Origin of the sequence: Pseudomonas sp. 10(2024) (assembly GCF_045164175.1) — a bacterium.
Classification (GTDB): Bacteria; Pseudomonadota; Gammaproteobacteria; order Pseudomonadales; family Pseudomonadaceae; genus Aquipseudomonas; species Aquipseudomonas alloputida.
Genome location: NZ_CP174006.1, coordinates 706,248 through 726,815, shown reverse-complemented (window position 1 = coordinate 726,815; position 20,568 = coordinate 706,248). Strand labels below are relative to the sequence as shown.

The window sequence follows — 20,568 nt, the reverse complement described above, 5'->3', positions numbered from 1 at the left end:
ATCAACCTGCAGACGTGTTCGGAACGCGAGGGGCAGGCACTACGGCAGGTGCGGTTGAACGCACAATTTCCGTGGCGCTTTCAACATCGATCAGGCTGGTGGTCGCCGGGACTCGGTTGCCAAGCTGACCCGAGGTAATCTGCAACGCCTGATGCTTTTGATACTCCTGGCAGCCCCTGGCTCTTTTGAGCGCCAATGCCAGGTTTTCAGCTTTACTCGAAGCGTGTTCACGCTCGTCCTGTTTCAAGCGATTGAAGTCCTCTGCGCCGTCATCAATGCCTGGCTCGCGAATCTCGGTATTGAGTGCGGTGGACAGCGCGGTCGCAGCATTCTCGAATGCGATATCGTCACGGCCTCGCTTACCTTCGAAGTTTTGGGCAATCGCGATCATCAAGGAAATGGACGTCGGCCCACCAGATTTCCAGTGAAAGTCCCGCCACGCTTTGGCATACCGGCATACGCGAAGGAATTGATTGCCCAGATCGCCGAAACGCGCGACTTGGTCTCTAATCCACTTTGCGACATCCTCTGGGTCGGAAGCCCTCCACAGGCCAGACCGGGAAGCCAGCATAATGGTGTCAAGGTCGTCCCAAGTTTGAGCTTTGGCTTTCGCCACTTCCAGAAAGGCTTCATTCGAACTGACACCGTCGAGAACCATCGCACGCCGTTCGGTGCTCAGTGCCACCGTGCGCTCGATAACCTTGTTGAACTCATCAATCGGAGCGGCGTAAAGGGGGATGTCAATGTGTGCCCACGAACAGGCGTCGATCCGGATGCAGGTATCCTTAGCGGCGGTACCGGTTACCAACTTCCAACCTTCCTGAGCGCAAAGCACCTGAAGGAGCGTTTCAACCAGGTCGAAGTACTTTTTGGCCATTGCAGCGGGCGGGCCATTGTCCTGCCAAACATCGACTGGAAGGTAAACCCCATAGTCCAGGTCGATTTCCTGCAGTTCCGGCTGTGCAGGCTGAATGCAGGTTTTGTATGACCAAGACCCTTGCGTCCTGAACCGAGGCTCCACGCGCTTTTCCATACCCAAAATAGCGACGGTTGCGTTGGCAATCGCAGGCTTCAAATACTCCCGGATTTTCGTCCGGCATTGAGTCAGAAAGTCACGCTGCTCCTCCGTGGGCGCGATGTTGTCGCTGAAAACGGCGTCGTCAGCGGAAGAAAAAAAGAGCTTGGTGAGGTTCAGCATGTTTCAGACTCCTGACGTGTCGCGTTGTTGCCGTAGTAAAATTTTACGGGGCGAGCTTTGTGCGCAACGAACTCCATGAAGTCCGCTTTTCCAAGACAGGTCTTCGCTTTCTCAAGGCCAGAGCCTATAAGCACTTCCTGAGCATGAATGTCTGCTTTGTCCAGGGCGACAGCCTTGGAGCGATCGTCCGTCAGGTCTTCGTCAACATGCATGTAGCGTGAGCCGAGCTTGTGCTGCAGCATGAAGTCGCAAAGCGACTCTTGAACGGAAATTGACAAGCCGAACAATCGTTGCGCCGCTTTCAGAGGGTTACCTCCACCCCAGTCCATCGCGCCGCCTTCACGGTTGTTTTTTGGGTTCACGGTGAACTTGGATGACATCGTCCCAATAGACAGCAGGTGAATCTCCGAGCTGGCCACGTCGAAAAACGTTTCCGCTTCGTGGAGCGCGAGTAGACCCGGGGCGTTGGCGAACAACCCGCCATCGACGTATTGGTTGTGTTGAAACTGGTGGCGTGGAAAGTAGGTTGGGGCAGCACTCGTGGCGAGTGCAATGTCCACCATCGCGTGTTGATGGTCACGGCGAAAGCTTTCATGGTGTGGGGTTTTGAACAGCACAGGTTTGCCAGTCGAGTAGTTGATCGACGGGATGACGACCGGGTGAAGGCAGTCCCCCAGAAGCTTTTCGCCCAGCATTTCGGGGGCTGATATTTGCTTTTTAAGCTCATCACTGCTGAACGTGGATTTGAAAATGGGCATGCTCGTGCGGGGACTGAAAATAGCCTCTCCATGCTTTTTAAAGAGGTCTACGATTGCTTGAGCAGGAATTTCCGATGCGATGGCGAGCGCCAGGATACCGCCTATGGACGTCCCGGCAATGAGGTCGAAATGGCGGGCGATGGGACCACCAATTTCACGTTCTACTTCTGCCAATATGGTGGCAGTGTACAGTCCCCTGTACCCCCCGCCTGATAGCGCTAAAACCTGAAAACGATTTGCTGACATGGAAACTAACCTCCGGCGCTTCAAGGGGAGCGCGATTGACCGATAAGTTAGCGGCAGAGCCGTTAGTAAAAAAGGGGCGCTTGGGGTAGCTTTGTTACGTTACGTCTCCACCAGCACGCAATCGTTTACTTGCAGTATGAAACGTGAATATTTCTTACGCTTCGTGAGCGTTTGCTCACGTGCGTGCTATTGACCTTTATGAGATTATCGCGTTAATCGTTTTGCTTGGTTTTTCCCGAGGTTCACTACATGTACAAAATAGCCATTGTTGAAGACTCAGAGGCTGTAAATAATGCGCTTGCCGCGTTTTGTCGAGAGCTCAATCACGGAGTGGAGGTCACTCAGTTCTTTGACAGGGCTTCTGCTGAGGTGGCGATCAAACAAAATAACTATTCACTTATAGTTTTGGATATTGAGCTGCCTCCTGAAAAGAATGCAGGCATAGGCCTTATAAGTGTAAATTCGCAATACCACAAAAGTCCGGTTATTGTTGTTTCCGGATTGGAATCTTCAGTGTATCGGTCGATAATGTATCAGTTGGACGTTTGGGACTTTCTTGAGAAACCTATTGCTGCCGATGGGCAAATGTTTTTAGCAGCGGCAATGAGGGTGTTGAGAGATACACAGAACTCACAAAGTAAACAGAACTCGCAGCAACGGCAGGAACAGGCTGCGGAAGATCTAGTCGTTGACCCCGATACGGGTAAGGCTAGGTTTAAAGGCAAGCCTTTGAATATTCCGCACACCGCGAAAACTATATTGCAACGAATATATAAGGCGAAAGGCAATCTCGTCCCGTATGAAGATTTTTTTGATCTCGTAAAAAGTGGAAAAAACAACGACGCGATCCGTCAGCATATAAAAACCATCCGAGATGTTCTAAAAGATGTGGGGGAGTCAGAGGGGCACGTCGAAGTAATCAGGATGAAGGGGGTCCGGTGGCTGGATTAGATTTCAATAAGCTTAAGGGTAATATCAGCAAAGCCTCGATAAGAATTTATGTTGTCGGCGTGCTGGTTGTGATGTTTGTTGTTGTGTTGGCGGGCACAATCGTAGCGCTCAGATTAAGCTTCGGATCTGTGGTTGAACAATATGATTCAAGTGTGAAGCGTAATTTGCAGCGTGTCGCCTATGAGTTTGACTCGCTTGATGGGAGAGTCAACCTTAGTAATTTTGATGCCCCCAAACCTGATAACTCTGGAATCCCTTTTTATAAAATACCTCTAGAGTATATTAACGTTATGCCTGGGCATGTTGAGGACGTAAAGCCTCTGCTGGGATGCAGCTATGCAGGCATGGATGCACCGCAAAATAGAGTGTGTGCCGGAATGCTGACAAACAAGGCTCTGGGAGCAATAGCTTATGTGAGGGGGAGGTTCGAAAAAATTAACGACTTGGTATCGCCTCGTTACATCGATGACCCTAGAACGGGAGATTATTTCTTAGTTACGTTATCTGCGCGCGGTACAGTTAGCCAGTTTATCGTCACCTTCGATTCCGTGAAGCGTGTCGGCGACACCCTGACCCCTTACTTATCCCCAGCCTGGAGCTTAACTGGATTCAGAATTGGATCGTCAACACGTAGAGCTTATTCAAGAGAGCCACAGATCAAAGGGCGCGCTCTGAAATTAAACGGCCAAGGTGCAGCCAATAGGTATGAGTTCATATTCCAAATCCCGGCTTATGCATTTGCGGACGATGCTTTCCAGGCCAATCAGGCTCAAGGGAAAGCCACTATTTGGCCGCCCAAGGATATCTCCGAAGCCCGCCTAGACATAAAATTAATCGGTAACAATGCGATAGGTGAGAGCAGTATCATACTGGATTCGACATTGTCTGAGCCAGATACCGTTTTTTCGTTTGATAAAATGAGAAATTATCTAACGCCGGGTGAGGTTTTGGTGTTTTCTCCGCGTAACTCAAGTACAGAAATTGAAGTCAGGCACTCGACGGTCGAAAATTTAGGTGCTAAACGGAATTTCCCTTTTAACTTGATTGATCATTTAACTGACTTTCTTATTAAGGTCATCGTTCCGGCAAAAAATATAGACGCACTGGCCCAGCTCCCCGATGGGAGTTCTATTGCCATTCGTGGGGATGCCTCCAGCGTGTTGGGCGGATGGCGAATGGCCGCGCAGTCCATTGTATTGCTATCCTCGCTTATAAGTATCATGTTATTGGTATCCTACGTGATCCTTCGTGTATTTGTGCTGGATCCACTTTATAAGGTTCGTCGCAATACACTGCATATGAAAGAGAGGTTTAGCGTAGTTGATGAGTATAGATTACCCTTTCATATCAAGGAAAGTCAGAGTGAGGTAGGGGTTCTTTGGCGAAATATTTTGGAACTTCATGAGGCACTTATAGCTTATGGCCGCAGTGCGGTTGAGCGTTCGAAAAGAGAACATAAATTTCTTCGTGCCATTGGTCATGAAATTAGGTCTCCATTGCAGGATCTGATGCTTCGGCACAACGATGAGAATGATCCAAGTACTAGGTATGTACGCAGGATCTCTTTCGCGGTGAAATATCTGTATGATGCTTCGTTGGGGCAGGAGATTTCTGATAGTTTTACCTTTAAGACTCCCCAGGAAGCAATGAATTCGCTGTCTGGAGACATTACCAAGGAAAATATCACTGAATACCTAATTAACGCTACTGAGTCTGCGATTGCAGGCATCAAATATGTTGGAAGTGATAAGGCTCTTTATGTGATGGTTGATGCGGATATGCTGGAATCCGTGCTGACAGCCATTATTAATAATGCCAATGATTTCCGAGTGCCTGATACTGAGATTATCGTTGATGGGTACCTGGAGCGTGGAAGTGCCGTAGTCACAATAAAAAATATAGGCCCTCATATCGCGAATGACCCTATAGAAGAGATATTTGAATATGGAGTATCTGTGCGAGATGGTGCTGGAGAAGATGAGCATCTCGGACAGGGGCTGTATATGGCGAAAACGTTTGTTTCACGGCTGAGCGGAAGCTTGACTGCGCGAAACTTAGGGGATGGGGTTTGTTTCGAAATTAGGCTTCCATGCGTAAGCTAGTTTCGTTTGTTGTCAGGCGATAAACCAATGCTAATCGTCACGACCGGCCCATTCGGGTCGGTCGGACTTTTGAGGGGTCAGTCGGCCAGGACGCAAATTTATGGATCCCAACCGTTTTTCGCATTGTCCTTATTTTTCGGGTTTGTGAATCCGTAGTGTCGGATGCTTCGACTTGTTTTCGGGAGTCACGTGATGCCTTGACATCATTATTCGGGACGAGCTGTAGTCGTTTATTTGATTTTTCTGTACGGAGCAGCGAGGGCTGACAATTTCAGGCCTGGCATCTTTTCTGGCAAAAGCAGCCGGGAAGACGCCATAACGGCACTGCGTGCTCATTTAGTACTTGCCAGTTCGGCTGCAGAACATCTGCTATTGGCCGTTTGCTGCCCCTCGCCAATGGCCGCTTTGGGTCGATTGCTGCCAGTCGTACCTATCAATAGCAGCACCTCGCTCAGAGGTTGAACACCCATGCTTTTTGTAAACGACGGGCGAGCAGCCGCACGGTCAGCAGATAGTAATACCGCGTCGCTTCGCTGCGTCGGTTTAGGCGATGCTCAAGAAACCAAATCACATGCTTTTTCTGCCAAGCCCAAGGCGTCAGTCGATGCCAACGCTCTGAAATTTCAGCCTGAATAATTTTCGCCTGGCGCACGTGGCGTCGCCGGGTTGCGTGCGAGCCGGTCAGCACTCCAGCCAGGAATAGCTCCATGTCGAACTGCTTACTCATTCCTGCCCACCAATGTAAGCAGCGATCACATCGATCCGACCGTGCCCCAGCTCGTAGCTGATTTGCCTCCGAGCCTCACAATCAAGGTTCCTATCTACCTGGCAACAGTGGCCGCTATTGATAGGCGCGCGGTGTTGGGTGATTTGCTCATAGCGCTCACATGCGTATGCCGCTCGTAGCTCATGGAAACCTTTGAGGTTGTTTGCATGCAGGATATCCCGCGCAGGACGGATGATTTCTTGTAGGAAATTCAGGTAGCTTTCGTATGGCGCAATCAGGTTGCGGCTACCCGCAGGCGACACTTCGTACGCAAATCCAAGTGCACCTCGAACATGGTCGTCCACTGCAATCCATCGTTGCGCCGAGGCACCGGCGCGGCCGCCTTTGGTGCCGTCTTGGATGTTGATCATGCCGAACTCTTTAGCCTCACGACTTAGCCGCGGCAGGTCAGCCAAGATGGCCTCACGCAAGCGCACGCCGCTGGCTCGCGCCAACATAACGATCGCTGCTGCCCGTCTCTGATTACGGCTGCAAAGCGCATCGACGATCTGTTTAACCTGCGCGCGATCTTGGCCTTGGAGTAACGAGTGACGAACACCGGTGCGCTGCATGCCCAGCGCCTTGCTCGGACTTGGCAGTTTCACATGCTGATTACCGCGAAGCGCAGCCATGGTCCTGTTAACGCTGGATAGGCGGTTATGCGCGGTGCTGACGGCGAGATCACCGCGCCTAACAATGTCGCGCAGATACGCCGCGTAGTCGGCCAATACCTTTCGATCAATCTGCCGCGCATCATTGATACCGGGACCCTGTTCGGAGCGGCACCACTTCACGAATGCCTGCCACCGATCACAGTGTGCCTTCACCGTGCCGTAGTGGCCGCCGCCGAACATGTCTCTCAACGCCTGCGGCCCTGCATAGCTCAATTGCCTGCCGTAACCGAAATTACGACCATCGCGTCTACCCACCAATGCCATGTCAGTCACCTCATCTGCCGTTCTCCGGTCCTCACCCCACGTCATCCCGCCAAGAATGCTGAGTGTTATCAGGGATCAAGGCCCCTGCGACCTGTGGGGAGTGTCCACTACGCGGGACTGGCGGCTCCTTACGTCCGGGAGCGAGGGCATCTCATGATCTGGCCTCCTGAGCACCGTTACCGGTGGGCGGGCGGAGGCAGTACTGGCTGACGAGACCAGTGCCGCGAGATCCTGAGCCAGGTGCATGCAGCAATGCGATGACCGGGGCATGCCTGACTGTCAGTCAGGTGCAGTCCATTCCCTGGTCTGCGGCACCATCATCTACATCGCTGCTGCTGGTGACATCGGCGTTTGTCACGCCGATTGTCACGAGGGGGAATGCCGCAAAGCCATGTGCGATCAGCGCTGCAGCAGCGTTAGAAGCGCCCGTCTCTTTCCAGAGAAAGAGACGGGCGCAGGTTGGCGCAGTAGTCGGCCAAGCGGATAGGTTGCTGCAGGGCAGCACAGTACGGTGTAGCTGGCGCACGAGGGCCATGAGATTAGAGAGCATCCATCACCGGGAAGGTGACCGGGCGAGCTGCCGGATGCGAATCGCCCTTGGGGAGAACCACCGCGGGAGCGGCGTAACCTTGAAGGTTCGGGTCACCTGTGGTGCTGTCATCGACAGCGCTTGCACGGCCAGTTCTACGCCTGTGGATAAACCCGGTCAAGGGTCGAAATTCAGCGCTACTTGGGACGTGAAAAGCGGTTATTCACCGGCGGAATTCCATGGTAAACCCCGGACAACGTCGTGGCTTTTAGCTTTGCAAAGTGAGGTCCTTCCAAACAGGGCGGCTGTGCAGCCCTGTTTGGAAGGACCCGCGTGAAAGAGCAGCCAGCGCCGATCTTGCAGGCTCACCCACGATTGAATGCGCCATGGCCATTTGGCAAGGCGGTGACGTTATCGCCTACCGGGTGGGCAAACTCATGCGGGGTGACATGGCCCAATCTGTTGGCATCGATGTAGTTACTCCACCACGCCATGATCAACCGACGCTGCTCCAGAAACTGGGCCTTGTGGATGTACGCGGCGCGCACGCGGTTACGCTCCTGATGGCTCATCTGCCGCTCAATCGCCGCGTCCGTCCATAGCCCTGATTCGAGCAAGGCACTACAAGCCATGGTCCTGAAACCATGCCCGCACACGTCCTTGGTGGTGTCGTACCCCATATTGCGCAGCACCTGGTTAACCGTATTCTCCGACAAGGGTTTCCAGTACCTGTGGTCACCGGGCAACACCAGTTCAGAGAACCGATTCAAGCTGCGTAACCGTTCAAGGATCTCGATGACTTGATGCGACAGCGGCACTATCTGAATGTCCCCACTCATCTTGGTCCCGCGTGTGGAATAGCGGACGCCTTCAATCGGCTTGCGTGTATCGGGGATCTCCCACATTGCCCGTTGCAGATCGAATTCATCCCACCGTGCAAAGCGCAGTTCGCTGGAGCGCACGAACACATGCAGCGTCAGCAGCACGGCGAGCCGGGTCAGCTCGCGACCGGTGTAGTTGTCGATTCGATCCAACAGTTCAGGAAGGCGGTTCAGCGAGAGTGCAGGACGGTGCACGACGCGCGGCGCTTGAATCGAGCCAGCCAGATCGAGCGCCGGATTTTGAGTGATCTGCCGCGCCCGCTTGGCGCCCCGCATTATCGTGGATAGGTAGTTCTGCACACGCAGCGCAACATCCATCGTGCCGCGATCTTTGACTCGCTGGGTGACCTCAAGGAGATCGTGGGTGTCGAGTTCAGCGATAGGCCGCTGGCCAATCAGTGGAAACACGTGGGTGCGTAATCTGCTCAGCACCGTCTTGGCGTGCCCCTCAGTCCAACGCCGAGACATTTCGACGTGCCACTCCAGGGCAACGGTTTCAAATAGAAGGCTCGCCCGCTGAGCAGCGATCTTGGCCTTCTGCTTTTCTTCCATCGGATCAAGGTTATCGAGCAACAAAGCTTTAGCCTCATCGCGCTTGATCCTCGCGACAGCCAACGAAACGATGGGGTATTTGCCGATGATCAGCGTGCCTTCCTTGCCGCTGGGTTTGAAATACCGCAGCCGCCAAGTCTTCGAGCCACTGGGCGCGACGTACAGGTACATGCCCCCGCCGTCGAACAGTTTGTAGGCGCGATCACGCGGTTTGGCCGAGCGGCATTTAAGGTCGCTGAGCGGAATGGCTAGGCGTGGCATAGGGGTACGTTCTCCATGCAGGAAAGACGCTGTACCCCAAAAATACCCCGGGTTATTGGGGATTTTGTTGGTTCCCGACGGAGGGTCGTGGAAACGAAAAACCGGCCATAAGGCCGGTTTAGAGGGCTTCCAAGGCATTCAGCGGAATGCAGTGGAGCTGGATGTGGTGCCGGAGACAGGAATCGAACCTGCGACCTTCGCGTTACGAGTGCGCTGCTCTACCGACTGAGCTACACCGGCGTGTAGCGCAACGTACCACTGCTCACACCCGTAACGCAAACCCCTGTTTCCGCTGGTTTATTGCCCCGCCCTCAAGCCCCCTTGCACCCTTTGGGCGCCAGGTCTTCCTCGATGTCGGTCGTGCACGCCCAGCCGCTGGCCGAACGCGTCAGGGTCAGGGCCTTGCCCAGCGCGTTGGCCGGCGCATCCACCAGGGTGCAGACAATGCTGCCGCTACCATCCGCGGCCTTGCCGCTCGCCGTGATCGCACAATGCGCCGTCGCCGGCTGGCCACCCAGGGCGGCGACATCCGCTACATCCTTTCCATCATTCAGCCGCAGATCCATCGCCGTCTTCAGCGCGCTGATCTCCAGCAACCCGGCCGCGGCCTTGGAGCGTGCCTGGTGGTTGGTGTACATCGGTAAGGCGATGGTCGCCAGAATGCCGATGATCGCGACGACGATCATCAGTTCGATCAGGGTGATACCGCGTTGCCCTTTCATGAACGTAGTTCCTTTTTGATTCGCTTACACATTGAGGTCAGTTGCGCCCCAACCGGCAGCGGCGCAGTAGGCCTGAACAGACACCTTTTGTCACCCCTGCCCGCACGGGCGTCATCTTCGCTGAACTACTCTAGTGAGCATCACGGACGCGTGCCCTTGCATGGACGCGACAAGCTGTTTCCAGGCTTGTCGCCGGGGCTGAACAAGGACCTTTGCATGACTTCATCTTCACTTCTCTACCGCTGGCACGGCACCGACGCCAACGGCGCGCCGGTCAGCGGCCAAACACCCGGGCGCAGCCCGGCTTATGTGCGCGCCGGGCTGATTCGCCAGGGCATCACGGTGGCGAGTTTGAAGCCGGCCAGCGGGCTGGCGTTCAGCTTGCCAAAGCGGCGCGAAAAGGCGGACCCGGCGGGGTTCAGCCGGCAGTTGGCGACGTTGCTCAAGGCCGGCGTGCCGCTGCTGCAGGCGTTCGAGGTGATGGGCCGCAGTGGTTGCGATGCGGCGCAGGCGGCGTTGCTGGAAAGATTGAAACAGGATGTGGCCTCGGGCCTGGGGTTGGCGGATGCGTTGCAGCGTCACCCGGCATGGTTCGATGCGCTGTATTGCAACCTGGTACGGGTGGGCGAGCAGTCCGGTACGCTCGACCGGCAGCTGGAGCAGCTGGCCGGCATGCTGGAACAGCGTCGGGTGCTGCACAAGAAGGTGCGCAAGGCGATGATCTACCCGCTGCTGCTGTTGCTGACCGGGCTGGGGGTTTCGGCGATCTTGTTGCTGGAGGTCATTCCGAAATTCGAGAGCATGTTCTCGGGCATGGGCGCGGCGTTGCCGGCATTTACCCAATGGGTGATCAACTTGTCCACAGGGCTGAGCCGGTTTGCGCCGCTGCTGCTGGTGATGGGCTTGGTGCTGGGTGTTGCCGTGCGCCAGCTTTACCGGCAGCACGCGCCAGCGCGCCTGTGGATATCTGGGCGGGTGCTGGGCTTGCCCGTGTTTGGCAAGTTGCTGGGGCAGGCCGCGCTGGCGCGGTTTGCGCGCAGCCTGGCAACGTCCTACGGCGCCGGGGTGCCGTTGCTGGATGCGCTGGGGACGGTGGCGCGGGTAACGGGTGGCGACCTGCACGAGCAGGCGGTGTTGCGGCTGCGCCAAGGCATGGCCAATGGGCAGGGGCTGAACCAGGCGATGGCCGGTGAACCGCTGTTTCCCCCGTTGCTGGTGCAGTTGACGGCCATCGGTGAATCCAGCGGCACGCTGGACCAGATGCTGGAAAAAGCCGCCAGCCATTACGAGGAACAGGTCAGCCAGGCGCTGGACCAGTTGACCAGCCTGCTGGAGCCGGCCATCGTGCTGATCCTGGGCTTGCTGGTGGGTGGCCTGGTGGTGGCGATGTACCTGCCGATCTTCCAGTTGGGTAGTTTGATCTGAACATGACTTTATGGGCTTTTCTGGCTGAACAGCCAGCGTATTTCCTCACCCTTGCTACGGTGCTCGGCCTGCTGGTGGGCAGCTTTATCAACGTGCTGGTGTATCGCCTGCCGATCATGCTGGAGCGGCAATGGCAGCGTGAGGCGCAAGAGGTATTGGGGCTGCCGACCACGCAGCACGCGCGTTTCGACCTGTGCCTGCCCGCCTCCCGGTGCCCACACTGCGCGCACCGGATTCGTGCGTGGGAGAACATTCCGGTCATCAGCTACCTGGCCTTGGGCGGGCGCTGTTCGTCCTGCAAAAACCGCATCAGCCTGCGTTACCCGGTAGTGGAAGTGGCCAGCGCGCTGCTGTCGCTGGTAGTGGCCTGGCGCTTCGGCGCTTCGGTAGAGGCGTTGGTGGCGTTGCCGCTGACCTGGTGCCTGCTGGCGCTGAGCCTGATCGATGCGGACCACCAACTGCTGCCGGATGTGCTGGTGCTGCCGACCATGTGGCTAGGGCTGATCGTCAATGCCTTTGGTATCCATGTGCCCTTGGCCGATGCCCTGTGGGGCGCAGTGGCCGGGTACCTCAGCCTGTGGACGGTGTACTGGGTGTTCAGACTGGTCACCGGCAAGGAAGGCATGGGCTATGGCGATTTCAAGCTGATGGCGCTGATCGGGGCATGGGGGGGTTGGCAGGTGCTGCCGTTGACGCTGCTGTTGTCGTCGGTGGTGGGGGCGCTTGTTGGCCTGTGCCTGCTGCGTTTTCGCCGGCATGCCTTGGGCACGGCAATCCCGTTTGGCCCTTATCTGGCAATTGCGGGGTGGATTGCCGTGCTCTGGGGTGATGAAATATACGCCTCATACATGCAACTGCTTGGATACTGATGACCACTGCGGCCTTTACCCCCTGGATTCTCGGCCTGACCGGCGGCATTGGTAGCGGCAAAAGCGCCGCTGCCGAGCGCTTTGTCGAGCTTGGCGTGCACCTGGTCGATGCCGACCAGGCGGCGCGCTGGGTTGTCGAACCTGGCCGCCCGGCCCTGGCCAGCATCGTCGAGCGCTTCGGCCCGGGCGTGCTGCAGGGCGACGGCCAGCTCGATCGTGCCGCCCTGCGCCAGCTGATATTCACCGACCCGGCCCAACGCAAATGGCTGGAACAACTGCTGCACCCGCTGATCGGTCAGGAGATTTTCAGCTATCTGGCCAAGGCGCAGTCGCCTTATGCGGTCTATGTGTCGCCGCTGCTGATCGAATCGGGCCAGCATCACAAGACCCAACGCGTACTGGTGATCGATGCGCCGCAGGACCTGCAAATAGCCCGTACCCTGGCGCGGGACAACACCAGTGCCGAGCACGTGCAGGCCATTTTGCAGGCGCAGTTGGCCCGTGAGGATCGCCTGCGCCATGCCGATGATGTGGTGGTCAACGACGGCGGCCTGGCCGCGCTGCATGAGCAGATTGACCGCCTGCACCACTTTTACCTGACTTTGAAAGGAGGCCAGCCATGAGCCAGCCATTGACCGTCGATTGCCCGACCTGCGGCGCGCCTGTGGAATGGAGCGAAAAAAACGCGTTCCGACCGTTTTGTTCGGACCGTTGCAAGCTGATCGACCTGGGGGCCTGGGCAGCCGAGGAGCACAAGATTGCGGGGTCGGAAGAGTCCGAAGATGAGCTGTATTCGGGGGACCTGGAGCCGCGGCATTGAGCTGATCCACAAATACAACGCGGGCCCACAACCCGCGCGGTACCTGTGGGAGCGGGCAAGCCCGCGAAGCAGGCGGCGCAGTGGATGGCACGGGCTTCGCCCGTGTTCGCGGGCATGCCCGCTCCCACAGTGAGAGTGCAACCTCTGAGTGCTGTGCATTACCCCCGAAGAGGCCAGCACAGCCACCACACCTTCACCGCTCATCTTCCTTCCAGGGCGCCTGCAGATAGCGTGTGCGGTTGAAGGTTTCCAGCCACTCGGGGCAAAACACCACCAGCGCACTGATCACCATGCCGTTGATGAACGCCTCGGGGAACATCATCAACCATAGGTAGCCAACAAAGTCGCTGAGCCACTCCGGCAGGGCAAAACGCCCGTCCAGCCACAACACCCCTAGCGCTGCGGGGACGCAAATCAGCACAGTCAGGGCGGCCGGAAAAAAACCCGAACAAAAGATGTAAACGAACAAGTTGCGGGGCTGGGCACGCTCCACCAATAGCGCGCACACCTCGGTAATCAGCACCGGCAAGCCAACCAGCAACAAACCATTCAACCCCAGCGCCGCCAGGTCCTGACGCCCCAGCGCCAGCAAGCCGAGCTGGGCCATGAACCCACCCAGCACCGCCAGCGGCCAGTCCAGCAACAGGGTGACCGCCGTCATGCCAATAAAGTGGTACGACACCCCGGTATCAAAGTCGCGCCGCACCAGCCACAGCGCAAACAGGCAGAACACCGTGCCAAACAGCAAATGCTGGCGGCGCCGGTCGGTAAACAGTTCAACCCAGCGAACCCGGCTGACCGCCCAGATCAGCAACGGCACATAACCCAGCCAGCCAAGGGTAAGGGTGGTGTCGGATAACACCTGCGCGCTGATCACCTGAACAATACCCTTTGCGGCCATGTGGATAAAACCGAGTCTACACCCATTCTCCCATTCCTTCGGCTGCGGTAGGCTGACGCTTCCATTCGATGCAGGAAGCATTGGTCATGCTGGAAGGAACCAACCCCGCCCTGCTACTGGCAGCGGCACTCAACGCCATCATCGGCGTAATTCACCTGGCCATCATCGCCGTGGGGCCGCGTTGGTACCGTTTGTTCGGGGCCGGTGAGCGCATGGCGGTGGCCGCCGAGAAGGGCCGCTGCTACCCGGCGCTGATCACCGCTGCCATCGCCTGCGTGTTGCTGGCCTGGTCGGCCTATGCGCTGTCGGCTGCCGGGGCGATCGGGCGGCTGCCCTTGCTGCTGCCAGTCATTTGCCTGATCACCCTGGTGTACTTGCTACGCGGCCTGCTGGGGCCAGTATTGCTGGCGGGCACCGGGCGTTCGCAGCGTTTTATCGTGGTCAGCTCGCTGATCTGCCTGGGCTTTGGCGTGGTACATCTGGTCGGGCTGGTGCAGCAGTGGCCAGTGCTGGGCTGATTCTCACGCTTAAACAGCATCTTACCGTCATCGATTAGCGGCTAAGCTTGTCTGCATGGATGACTCAGACTACCTGCGCCTGCTTACCATCCAGGCCGAACAAGCCAATGCCTTTCTCTCCAACGCCCGTAAGTGGGAGCGGGAGCGTTGGGTGTGCCAGCGCCTGTTGCAGGGGCTGAACATTCCCTACCGCAGCGAGGACTTCACCCCGGCGGGGCAGGAGCCACCAGACGTGCTGTTCCGCGACGCCGCCTTCGAGGTGTTTTTCGTGCTCGACGAGGGCCGCCGGCTGAACGATGAATGGCGCGAGGAGCTGCAGCGGCGGCGCAGTGCGTTTTCCCTGGCGCAACTGGTACGCCGCGAAGCACGCCCACGGCGCATCAGTGCCACCGAACTGCTGGGGCGCCTGGCGCCCACCTTGCGCAAGAAGGCGCACAATTACCGGGAACGCGGGCTGGAGCTGAACGAGCTGGACATCATCGCGTTCTCCAGCCTCAAGCGCGAAGTGCTCGACCTCAACACCCACTTCCCGCCGCCTACCGAATACCTGCGCCAGGGCTGGCGTTCGTTGTCGCTGGTTGGGCCAACCTTTGCCCGGGTACTGTTTGCCCACCCCGATGCGCCGGATTTCCTGCGTGGCAACCTGGGCCGCAGCATCGTCTTCGACGTAGGCATCAGTCTTTGATCCAGTGCAGCGACTGTTTGCGATGGCGTACACTCGGCGCCAGGGATAGAAAGCATTATCATTTGTTTCAAGCGCCTGCGCGAACGCTGTAGCGTTTGCACAGTCACAAACGTCTACCTGACGAGGCCCACCATGACCAGCCGCCTGAACCCGGAAGATCAGCGTCGTGTCGATGAGTATCTGCGAGCCCCCCAGCACCAAGTCGAGCGCAGGCCCTTCCGGCCGTGGCTGCTCCTTGTGCTGGTGCTGGCCGTGACCATCGGGTTGGGTCTCATCAGCCGCCTGCTGAGTGGACTGGTGCTATGAGCTGCTTCGCGCTCGCCCTCCCCTCGTGCAGTTTGCGGCCGGCCCCCAGGGCCACGAATTCCGTAAACCTTATGAGATATTCCCATGACTCATCGCATCGTGATTGTCGGCGGCGGCGCCGGCGGCCTGGAACTGGCGACCCGCCTGGGTAAAAGCCTGGGCAAGCGCAAGCAGGCCGAAATCACCCTGGTCGACACCAACCTCACGCACATCTGGAAGCCACTGCTGCACGAAGTGGCCGCCGGCTCGCTGAACTCCTCGGAAGACGAACTGAACTACGTGGCCCAGGCCAAGTGGAACCACTTCAATTTCCAGCTGGGGCGGATGAGCGGCCTGGACCGTGAAGGCAAGCAGATTCAACTGGCTGCCACCCTCGACGAAGAGGGCCGCGAGCTGCTGCCTGCGCGCACCCTGGGCTACGACACCCTGGTGATTGCCGTGGGCTCCAACACCAACGACTTCGGCACCCTGGGCGCAGCGCAGCACTGCCTGTTCCTGGATACCCGCAAGCAGGCCGAGCGTTTCCACCAGCAACTGCTGAACCACTACCTGCGTGCCCACGCCGGCGACGTGGCCAGCGAGAAAATCAGCGTAGCCATTGTCGGCGCCGGTGCCACCGGTGTAGAGCTGGCGGCCGAGCTGCACCACGCTGCCCACGAGCTGGCGGCCTATGGCCTGGACCGCATCCAGCCCAAGGACATGCACATCACCCTTATCGAGGCGGGCCCGCGCGTTCTGCCGGCGCTGCCGGAGCGCATCAGCGTACCGGTTCACAAAACCCTGGAAAAACTCGGGGTGAAGGTGATGACCAACGCCGCAGTCAGTGAAGTGACCGAGGACGGCCTGAAAACCAAGGACGGTGAAGTGATCCAGGCCAGCCTGAAAGTGTGGGCAGCCGGTATCCGGGCGCCAGGTTTCCTCAAGGACATCGATGGCCTGGAAACCAACCGCATCAATCAGCTGGTGGTGCGCCCTACCCTGCAAACCACCCGCGACGACAACATCTTCGCCTTCGGTGACTGCGCCGCCTGCCCGCAACCTGGCAGCGACCGCAACGTGCCGCCGCGTGCACAGGCGGCGCACCAGCAGGCTTCGATGCTGGCGCAAAGCCTGAAGGCGCGCTTGGAGAACAAGGCCCTGCCGACGTACGAGTACAAGGACTATGGCTCGCTGGTGTCGCTGTCGCGCTTCTCGGCGGTGGGCAACCTGATGGGTAACCTGATGGGCAGCGTGAAGCTGGAAGGCTGGCTGGCGCGCATGTTCTATGTGTCGCTGTACCGCATGCACCAGATGGCGCTGTACGGGTTCTTCCGCACGGCGTTGATGATGCTGGGTAGCAAGATTGGCCGGGGTACCGAGCCGCGCCTGAAGTTGCACTGACAGGCGCCCCCATGCCCTGTAGGCGCGGGTTTACCTGTGAATGCGATGGTGGCTGCACTGCCGCATTCGCGGGTGAACCCGCTCCTACAAAGGGGCGGTGTGGCAAATAGATGCAGGTGGGATTTGCACCGATGGGCGCATTATTCGAGGCAAAAGAAAAAGGGCATCTCATGCGAGATGCCCTTTGTTCATGGTGGGTCGTGTAGGATTCGAACCTACGACCAATTGGTTAAAAGCCAACTGCTCTACCAACTGAGCTAACGACCCAAAAATGGTCGGGGTGAGGGGATTCGAACTCCTGACATCCTGCTCCCAAAGCAGGCGCGCTACCGGACTGCGCTACACCCCGAGTGTTTCAAAAAAAAGGGCATCTCTTTGAGATGCCCTTTTCTACATGGTGGGTCGTGTAGGATTCGAACCTACGACCAATTGGTTAAAAGCCAACTGCTCTACCAACTGAGCTAACGACCCGGAAAATGGTCGGGGTGAGGGGATTCGAACTCCTGACATCCTGCTCCCAAAGCAGGCGCGCTACCGGACTGCGCTACACCCCGAGATTGGCTCCGCGACCTGGACTCGAACCAGGGACCCAATGATTAACAGTCATTTGCTCTACCGACTGAGCTATCGCGGAACTGAACTTCGGTACAACTCCGAAGACTGTGTTCGCTTCGGACTCTTTAGCTTCTTCGCTTTCGCGTTGTCGCTGCTGAGGCCGGCTATTCTACATTCTTCGTTTTGCTTGTCAACCACTTTTTTTCATTCAACTTACTGATTTGTAAGTTGTTTTGCGATCACCGATGTTGCTGGTGATTCGCTTAGTGCCTGACAACGCGGCGTATATTAGGGGCACTCTAAATTTGATGCAAGCAAAAATTTCAAAAATTTCAGGCGGTTACCCCGGGTTGGCGCAAAGGCCCGAAATAGCTGGGCTGTGCCGGCATTGGCAAGGGGTAAAAAAAGCCCCGCAAACGCGGGGCTCATGGTGCAACACAATCAGCCGAAGACGATTTCGTCGCCTTCCACCTTGGCGGTGATCGCCGTACCGGGCAGGAACTTGCCGGCCAGAATCAGCTGCGCCAGCGGGTTCTCGATCCAGCGCTGGATCGCACGCTTCAGCGGCCGCGCGCCGTACACCGGGTCGTAACCCACGGCAATCAGCTTGTCCAACGCCTCTGGGCTCAGGCTCAGCGACAGTTCGCGCTCCAGCAGGCGGCTGCGCAGGCGGCCGAGCTGGATTTCTGTAATACCGGCAATCTGCTCGCGGCCCAAAGGCTCGAACACCACCACTTCGTCGATGCGGTTGATGAATTCCGGACGGAAGTGCGCCCCCACCGCATCCATCACTGCCGCACGCTGTGCCTCGCGGTCACCCACCAGTTCCTGAATCTGCGCCGAGCCCAGGTTGGAGGTCATCACGATCACGGTGTTGCGGAAGTCCACGGTGCGCCCGTGGCTGTCGGTCAGGCGGCCGTCTTCCAGCACCTGCAACAGCACGTTGAACACATCCGGGTGGGCTTTTTCCACCTCGTCCAGCAGCACCACCGAGTAAGGCTTGCGCCGCACGGCCTCGGTCAGGTAACCGCCCTCTTCATACCCTACATAGCCTGGTGGTGCACCGATCAGGCGCGCGACGGAGTGCTTCTCCATGAATTCGGACATGTCGATGCGCACCATCGCCTCTTCGGTGTCGAACAGGAACTCGGCCAGCGCCTTGCACAGTTCGGTCTTGCCCACACCAGTCGGGCCGAGGAACAGGAACGAACCACTTGGCCGGTTCGGGTCGGACAGCCCGGCACGCGAGCGGCGTACGGCGTTGGCTACGGCGGTTACCGCCTCGCTCTGGCCAATCACGCGCTGGTGCAGCAGCTCTTCCATTTTCAGCAGCTTCTCACGCTCGCCTTCGAGCATCTTGGCCACAGGAATGCCGGTCCACTTCGACACCACTTCGGCAATTTCTTCCTCGGTGACCTTGTTGCGCAGCAACTGGTTGTCGGTCTTGCCGTGCTGGTCGACCATCTGCAGGCTGCGCTCCAGGTCCGGGATCACCCCGTACTGCAGTTCGGCCATGCGGTTCAGGTCGCCTTTGCGACGGGCGGCTTCCAGCTCCTGGCGAGACTGCTCGATCTTTTGCTGGATCTGCGCCGAGCCCTGCACTTCAGCTTTCTCCGAAGCCCAGATTTCTTCCAGGTCGGAATACTCACGCTCCAGCCGCTCGATTTCCTCGGTCAGCTTCTCCAGGCGCTTTTTCGCCGCTTCGTCTTCTTCTTTCTTCAGCGCCTGCGACTCCACCTTCAGCTGGATCAGGCGGCGATCAAGGCGGTCGAGCACTTCCGGCTTGGAGTCAATCTCCATGCGGATGCGGCTGGCCGCTTCGTCGATCAGGTCAATGGCCTTGTCCGGCAGCTGGCGGTCGGTGATGTAGCGGTGGCTGAGCTTGGCCGCTGCGATGATTGCACCGTCGGTGATGGCCACCTTGTGGTGCACTTCATAGCGCTCTTTCAGGCCACGCAGGATGGCGATGGTGTCTTCCTCGCTCGGCTCTTCGACCAGCACCTTCTGGAAACGGCGCTCCAGGGCGGCGTCCTTTTCGATGAACTGGCGGTACTCGTTCAGCGTGGTGGCACCTACGCAATGCAGCTCGCCGCGGGCCAGGGCCGGCTTGAGCATGTTGCCGGCGTCCATGGCGCCCTCGCCTTTGCCGGCGCCGACCATGGTGTGCAGTTCGTCGATGAACAGGATGATCTGGCCTTCCTGCTTGGACAGTTCGTTCAGCAGGCTTTTCAAGCGCTCTTCGAACTCGCCGCGGTACTTGGCACCGGCAATCAGCGCGCCCATGTCCAGCGCCAGCAGGCGCTTGCCTTTGAGGCCGTCGGGCACTTCACCATTGATGATGCGCTGGGCCAGGCCTTCGGCGATGGCGGTTTTACCCACGCCAGGCTCACCAATCAGCACCGGGTTGTTCTTGGTACGGCGTTGCAGCACCTGCACGGTACGGCGGATTTCATCGTCACGGCCAATGACCGGGTCCAGCTTGCCCTCTTCGGCACGCTTGGTCAGGTCGACGGTGTATTTGTCCAGCGCCTGGCGCGATTCCTCGGCGTTGGCGTCATTCACTGCCGCGCCGCCACGCAGGTTGTTGATGGCATTTTCCAGCGCTTTCTTGCTCACGCCCTGGCTCAGCAGCAGCTTGCCGAGCTTGCTGTTTTCGTCCATGGCGGCCAACAGCACCAGCTCGCTGGAAATGAACTGGTCGCCCTTCTGCTGTGCCAGGCGGTCTGCCTGGTTAAGCAGGCGTGCCAAGTCCTGCGACATGTTCACGTCGCCGGTAGGGTTCTGTATTTTCGGCAGTTGGTCGAGTTCTTTCACCAGCCCCTGGCGCAGGCCATTGATGTCGAAGCCTACCTGCATCAGCAGCGGTTTGATGGAGCCGCCCTGCTGTTCGAGCAGCGCCTGTAACAGGTGCACGGGCTCGATGGCAGGGTGGTCCATGCCAACGGCCAAAGACTGGGCATCGGATATTGCAAGTTGCAGCTTGCTGGTTAAACGGTCTATTCGCATGGTGTACCTTCCTTTAAAGGGCAGGTCGGAGCGATGGACAGCGCCTGTTTATAAAGAAACCTGCCTGAGATGACTTTATAGATAAGGCTGATTCTGGAAGATTCAAGCTTAGCGGGGTTGACCAAAGTCAACCTGTTGGATTAACGGGGCCCATTCGCGGGCATGCTCGCCCCCACAGGTACACCACCAGTTTCAACGT

18 protein-coding genes and 6 tRNA genes are annotated in these 20,568 nt (G+C 57.8%); 10 read left to right on the top strand and 14 right to left on the bottom strand.

The features are described 5' to 3' along the window. Position 1 precedes the first annotated feature (1 nt). Positions 2-1,198, bottom strand: coding sequence for a CBASS cGAMP synthase (locus tag ACI7M0_RS03275; RefSeq protein ID WP_129932816.1), 1,197 nt, complete (start codon positions 1,196-1,198; stop codon positions 2-4). Further along, positions 1,192-2,202: a CBASS cGAMP-activated phospholipase gene (locus tag ACI7M0_RS03270; RefSeq protein ID WP_129932817.1), complete on the bottom strand. Its 1,011-nt coding sequence runs from the start codon at positions 2,200-2,202 to the stop codon at positions 1,192-1,194. The genes ACI7M0_RS03275 and ACI7M0_RS03270 overlap by 7 nt, the downstream gene beginning before the upstream one ends. Positions 2,203-2,451: 249 nt before the next feature. Here ACI7M0_RS03270 and ACI7M0_RS03265 point away from each other — a divergent pair, with 249 nt between their 5' ends. Both ACI7M0_RS03265 and ACI7M0_RS03260 read left to right on the top strand, forming a co-directional pair. Further along, complete coding sequence (locus ACI7M0_RS03265; protein WP_129932818.1) at positions 2,452-3,153, top strand: response regulator transcription factor; 702 nt, start codon at positions 2,452-2,454, stop codon at positions 3,151-3,153. Then, on the top strand, positions 3,141-5,255 hold the full coding sequence (locus ACI7M0_RS03260) for a HAMP domain-containing sensor histidine kinase (RefSeq protein WP_129932819.1): 2,115 nt from the start codon (positions 3,141-3,143) through the stop codon (positions 5,253-5,255). Before ACI7M0_RS03265 ends, ACI7M0_RS03260 begins: the two co-directional genes overlap by 13 nt. Positions 5,256-5,706: 451 nt before the next feature. On the opposite strand, the gene ACI7M0_RS03255 is transcribed toward ACI7M0_RS03260, so the two are convergent. The 5 genes from ACI7M0_RS03255 to ACI7M0_RS03235 all read right to left on the bottom strand — a co-directional run bounded on the left by ACI7M0_RS03255 (position 5,707) and on the right by ACI7M0_RS03235 (position 9,904). Beyond that, entirely contained in the window at positions 5,707-5,982 is a 276-nt protein-coding gene (locus ACI7M0_RS03255) for a hypothetical protein (protein WP_129932821.1), read from the bottom strand. Continuing rightward, positions 5,979-6,959 (bottom strand): integrase domain-containing protein, encoded by a 981-nt coding sequence (locus ACI7M0_RS03250; protein ID WP_129932822.1) that lies wholly within the window; start codon positions 6,957-6,959, stop codon positions 5,979-5,981. Before ACI7M0_RS03250 ends, ACI7M0_RS03255 begins: the two co-directional genes overlap by 4 nt. Positions 6,960-7,853: 894 nt before the next feature. Then, the gene (locus tag ACI7M0_RS03245; protein ID WP_129932823.1) at positions 7,854-9,182 is read right to left on the bottom strand and encodes a phage integrase central domain-containing protein; all 1,329 of its coding nucleotides are present in this window, start codon (positions 9,180-9,182) and stop codon (positions 7,854-7,856) included. A 164-nt stretch (positions 9,183-9,346) separates the two neighbouring features. Next, positions 9,347-9,422, bottom strand: a tRNA-Thr gene (locus ACI7M0_RS03240). Positions 9,423-9,493: 71 nt separating this feature from the next. Continuing rightward, positions 9,494-9,904, bottom strand: a complete 411-nt coding sequence (locus tag ACI7M0_RS03235) for a pilin (protein WP_012051131.1) — start codon at positions 9,902-9,904, stop codon at positions 9,494-9,496. Between the two features lie 216 nt (positions 9,905-10,120). Here ACI7M0_RS03235 and ACI7M0_RS03230 point away from each other — a divergent pair, with 216 nt between their 5' ends. Genes ACI7M0_RS03230 through yacG form a run of 4 tightly spaced genes read left to right on the top strand, consistent with a single transcriptional unit; the run spans position 10,121 to position 13,018 of the window. Next, positions 10,121-11,329 carry a type II secretion system F family protein gene (locus ACI7M0_RS03230; protein ID WP_129932824.1) on the top strand — a complete coding sequence of 403 codons (1,209 nt, stop codon included), beginning with the start codon at positions 10,121-10,123 and terminating at the stop codon, positions 11,327-11,329. Positions 11,330-11,331: 2 nt separating this feature from the next. Next, the gene (locus ACI7M0_RS03225) at positions 11,332-12,198 is read left to right on the top strand and encodes an A24 family peptidase (protein ID WP_129932825.1); all 867 of its coding nucleotides are present in this window, start codon (positions 11,332-11,334) and stop codon (positions 12,196-12,198) included. Next, on the top strand, positions 12,198-12,821 hold the full coding sequence (gene coaE / locus ACI7M0_RS03220; RefSeq protein ID WP_064492469.1) for a dephospho-CoA kinase: 624 nt from the start codon (positions 12,198-12,200) through the stop codon (positions 12,819-12,821). The genes ACI7M0_RS03225 and coaE overlap by 1 nt, the downstream gene beginning before the upstream one ends. After that, positions 12,818-13,018 (top strand): DNA gyrase inhibitor YacG, encoded by a 201-nt coding sequence (yacG, locus tag ACI7M0_RS03215; RefSeq protein ID WP_010951889.1) that lies wholly within the window; start codon positions 12,818-12,820, stop codon positions 13,016-13,018. Before coaE ends, yacG begins: the two co-directional genes overlap by 4 nt. A gap of 193 nt (positions 13,019-13,211) precedes the next feature. Here the strand turns inward: yacG and ACI7M0_RS03210 are convergent, their stop codons facing one another. After that, positions 13,212-13,919, bottom strand: a complete 708-nt coding sequence (locus ACI7M0_RS03210) for an energy-coupling factor ABC transporter permease (RefSeq protein WP_129932826.1) — start codon at positions 13,917-13,919, stop codon at positions 13,212-13,214. A gap of 86 nt (positions 13,920-14,005) precedes the next feature. Between ACI7M0_RS03210 and ACI7M0_RS03205 the strand changes: the two genes are divergently transcribed. The 4 genes from ACI7M0_RS03205 to ACI7M0_RS03190 all read left to right on the top strand — a co-directional run bounded on the left by ACI7M0_RS03205 (position 14,006) and on the right by ACI7M0_RS03190 (position 16,808). Next, on the top strand, positions 14,006-14,437 hold the full coding sequence (locus ACI7M0_RS03205) for a hypothetical protein (RefSeq protein ID WP_049588119.1): 432 nt from the start codon (positions 14,006-14,008) through the stop codon (positions 14,435-14,437). A gap of 55 nt (positions 14,438-14,492) precedes the next feature. After that, the gene (locus tag ACI7M0_RS03200) at positions 14,493-15,122 is read left to right on the top strand and encodes a DUF1780 domain-containing protein (protein WP_003247546.1); all 630 of its coding nucleotides are present in this window, start codon (positions 14,493-14,495) and stop codon (positions 15,120-15,122) included. A gap of 132 nt (positions 15,123-15,254) precedes the next feature. Then, complete coding sequence (locus ACI7M0_RS03195; RefSeq protein WP_008091951.1) at positions 15,255-15,428, top strand: DUF3094 domain-containing protein; 174 nt, start codon at positions 15,255-15,257, stop codon at positions 15,426-15,428. A gap of 84 nt (positions 15,429-15,512) precedes the next feature. After that, complete coding sequence (locus tag ACI7M0_RS03190; protein WP_003247549.1) at positions 15,513-16,808, top strand: NAD(P)/FAD-dependent oxidoreductase; 1,296 nt, start codon at positions 15,513-15,515, stop codon at positions 16,806-16,808. Between the two features lie 191 nt (positions 16,809-16,999). On the opposite strand, the gene ACI7M0_RS03185 is transcribed toward ACI7M0_RS03190, so the two are convergent. From ACI7M0_RS03185 to clpB, 6 genes are all read right to left on the bottom strand, one after another. Continuing rightward, a tRNA-Lys gene (locus ACI7M0_RS03185) sits at positions 17,000-17,075 on the bottom strand. Positions 17,076-17,080: 5 nt separating this feature from the next. Beyond that, positions 17,081-17,157, bottom strand: a tRNA-Pro gene (locus ACI7M0_RS03180). A 46-nt stretch (positions 17,158-17,203) separates the two neighbouring features. Continuing rightward, positions 17,204-17,279, bottom strand: a tRNA-Lys gene (locus tag ACI7M0_RS03175). A gap of 6 nt (positions 17,280-17,285) precedes the next feature. After that, a tRNA-Pro gene (locus ACI7M0_RS03170) sits at positions 17,286-17,362 on the bottom strand. A 4-nt stretch (positions 17,363-17,366) separates the two neighbouring features. Beyond that, positions 17,367-17,442: transfer RNA gene (locus tag ACI7M0_RS03165), tRNA-Asn, on the bottom strand. A gap of 362 nt (positions 17,443-17,804) precedes the next feature. Next, the gene (gene clpB, locus ACI7M0_RS03160) at positions 17,805-20,369 is read right to left on the bottom strand and encodes an ATP-dependent chaperone ClpB (protein ID WP_010951887.1); all 2,565 of its coding nucleotides are present in this window, start codon (positions 20,367-20,369) and stop codon (positions 17,805-17,807) included. Between the last annotated feature and the right edge of the window lie 199 nt (positions 20,370-20,568).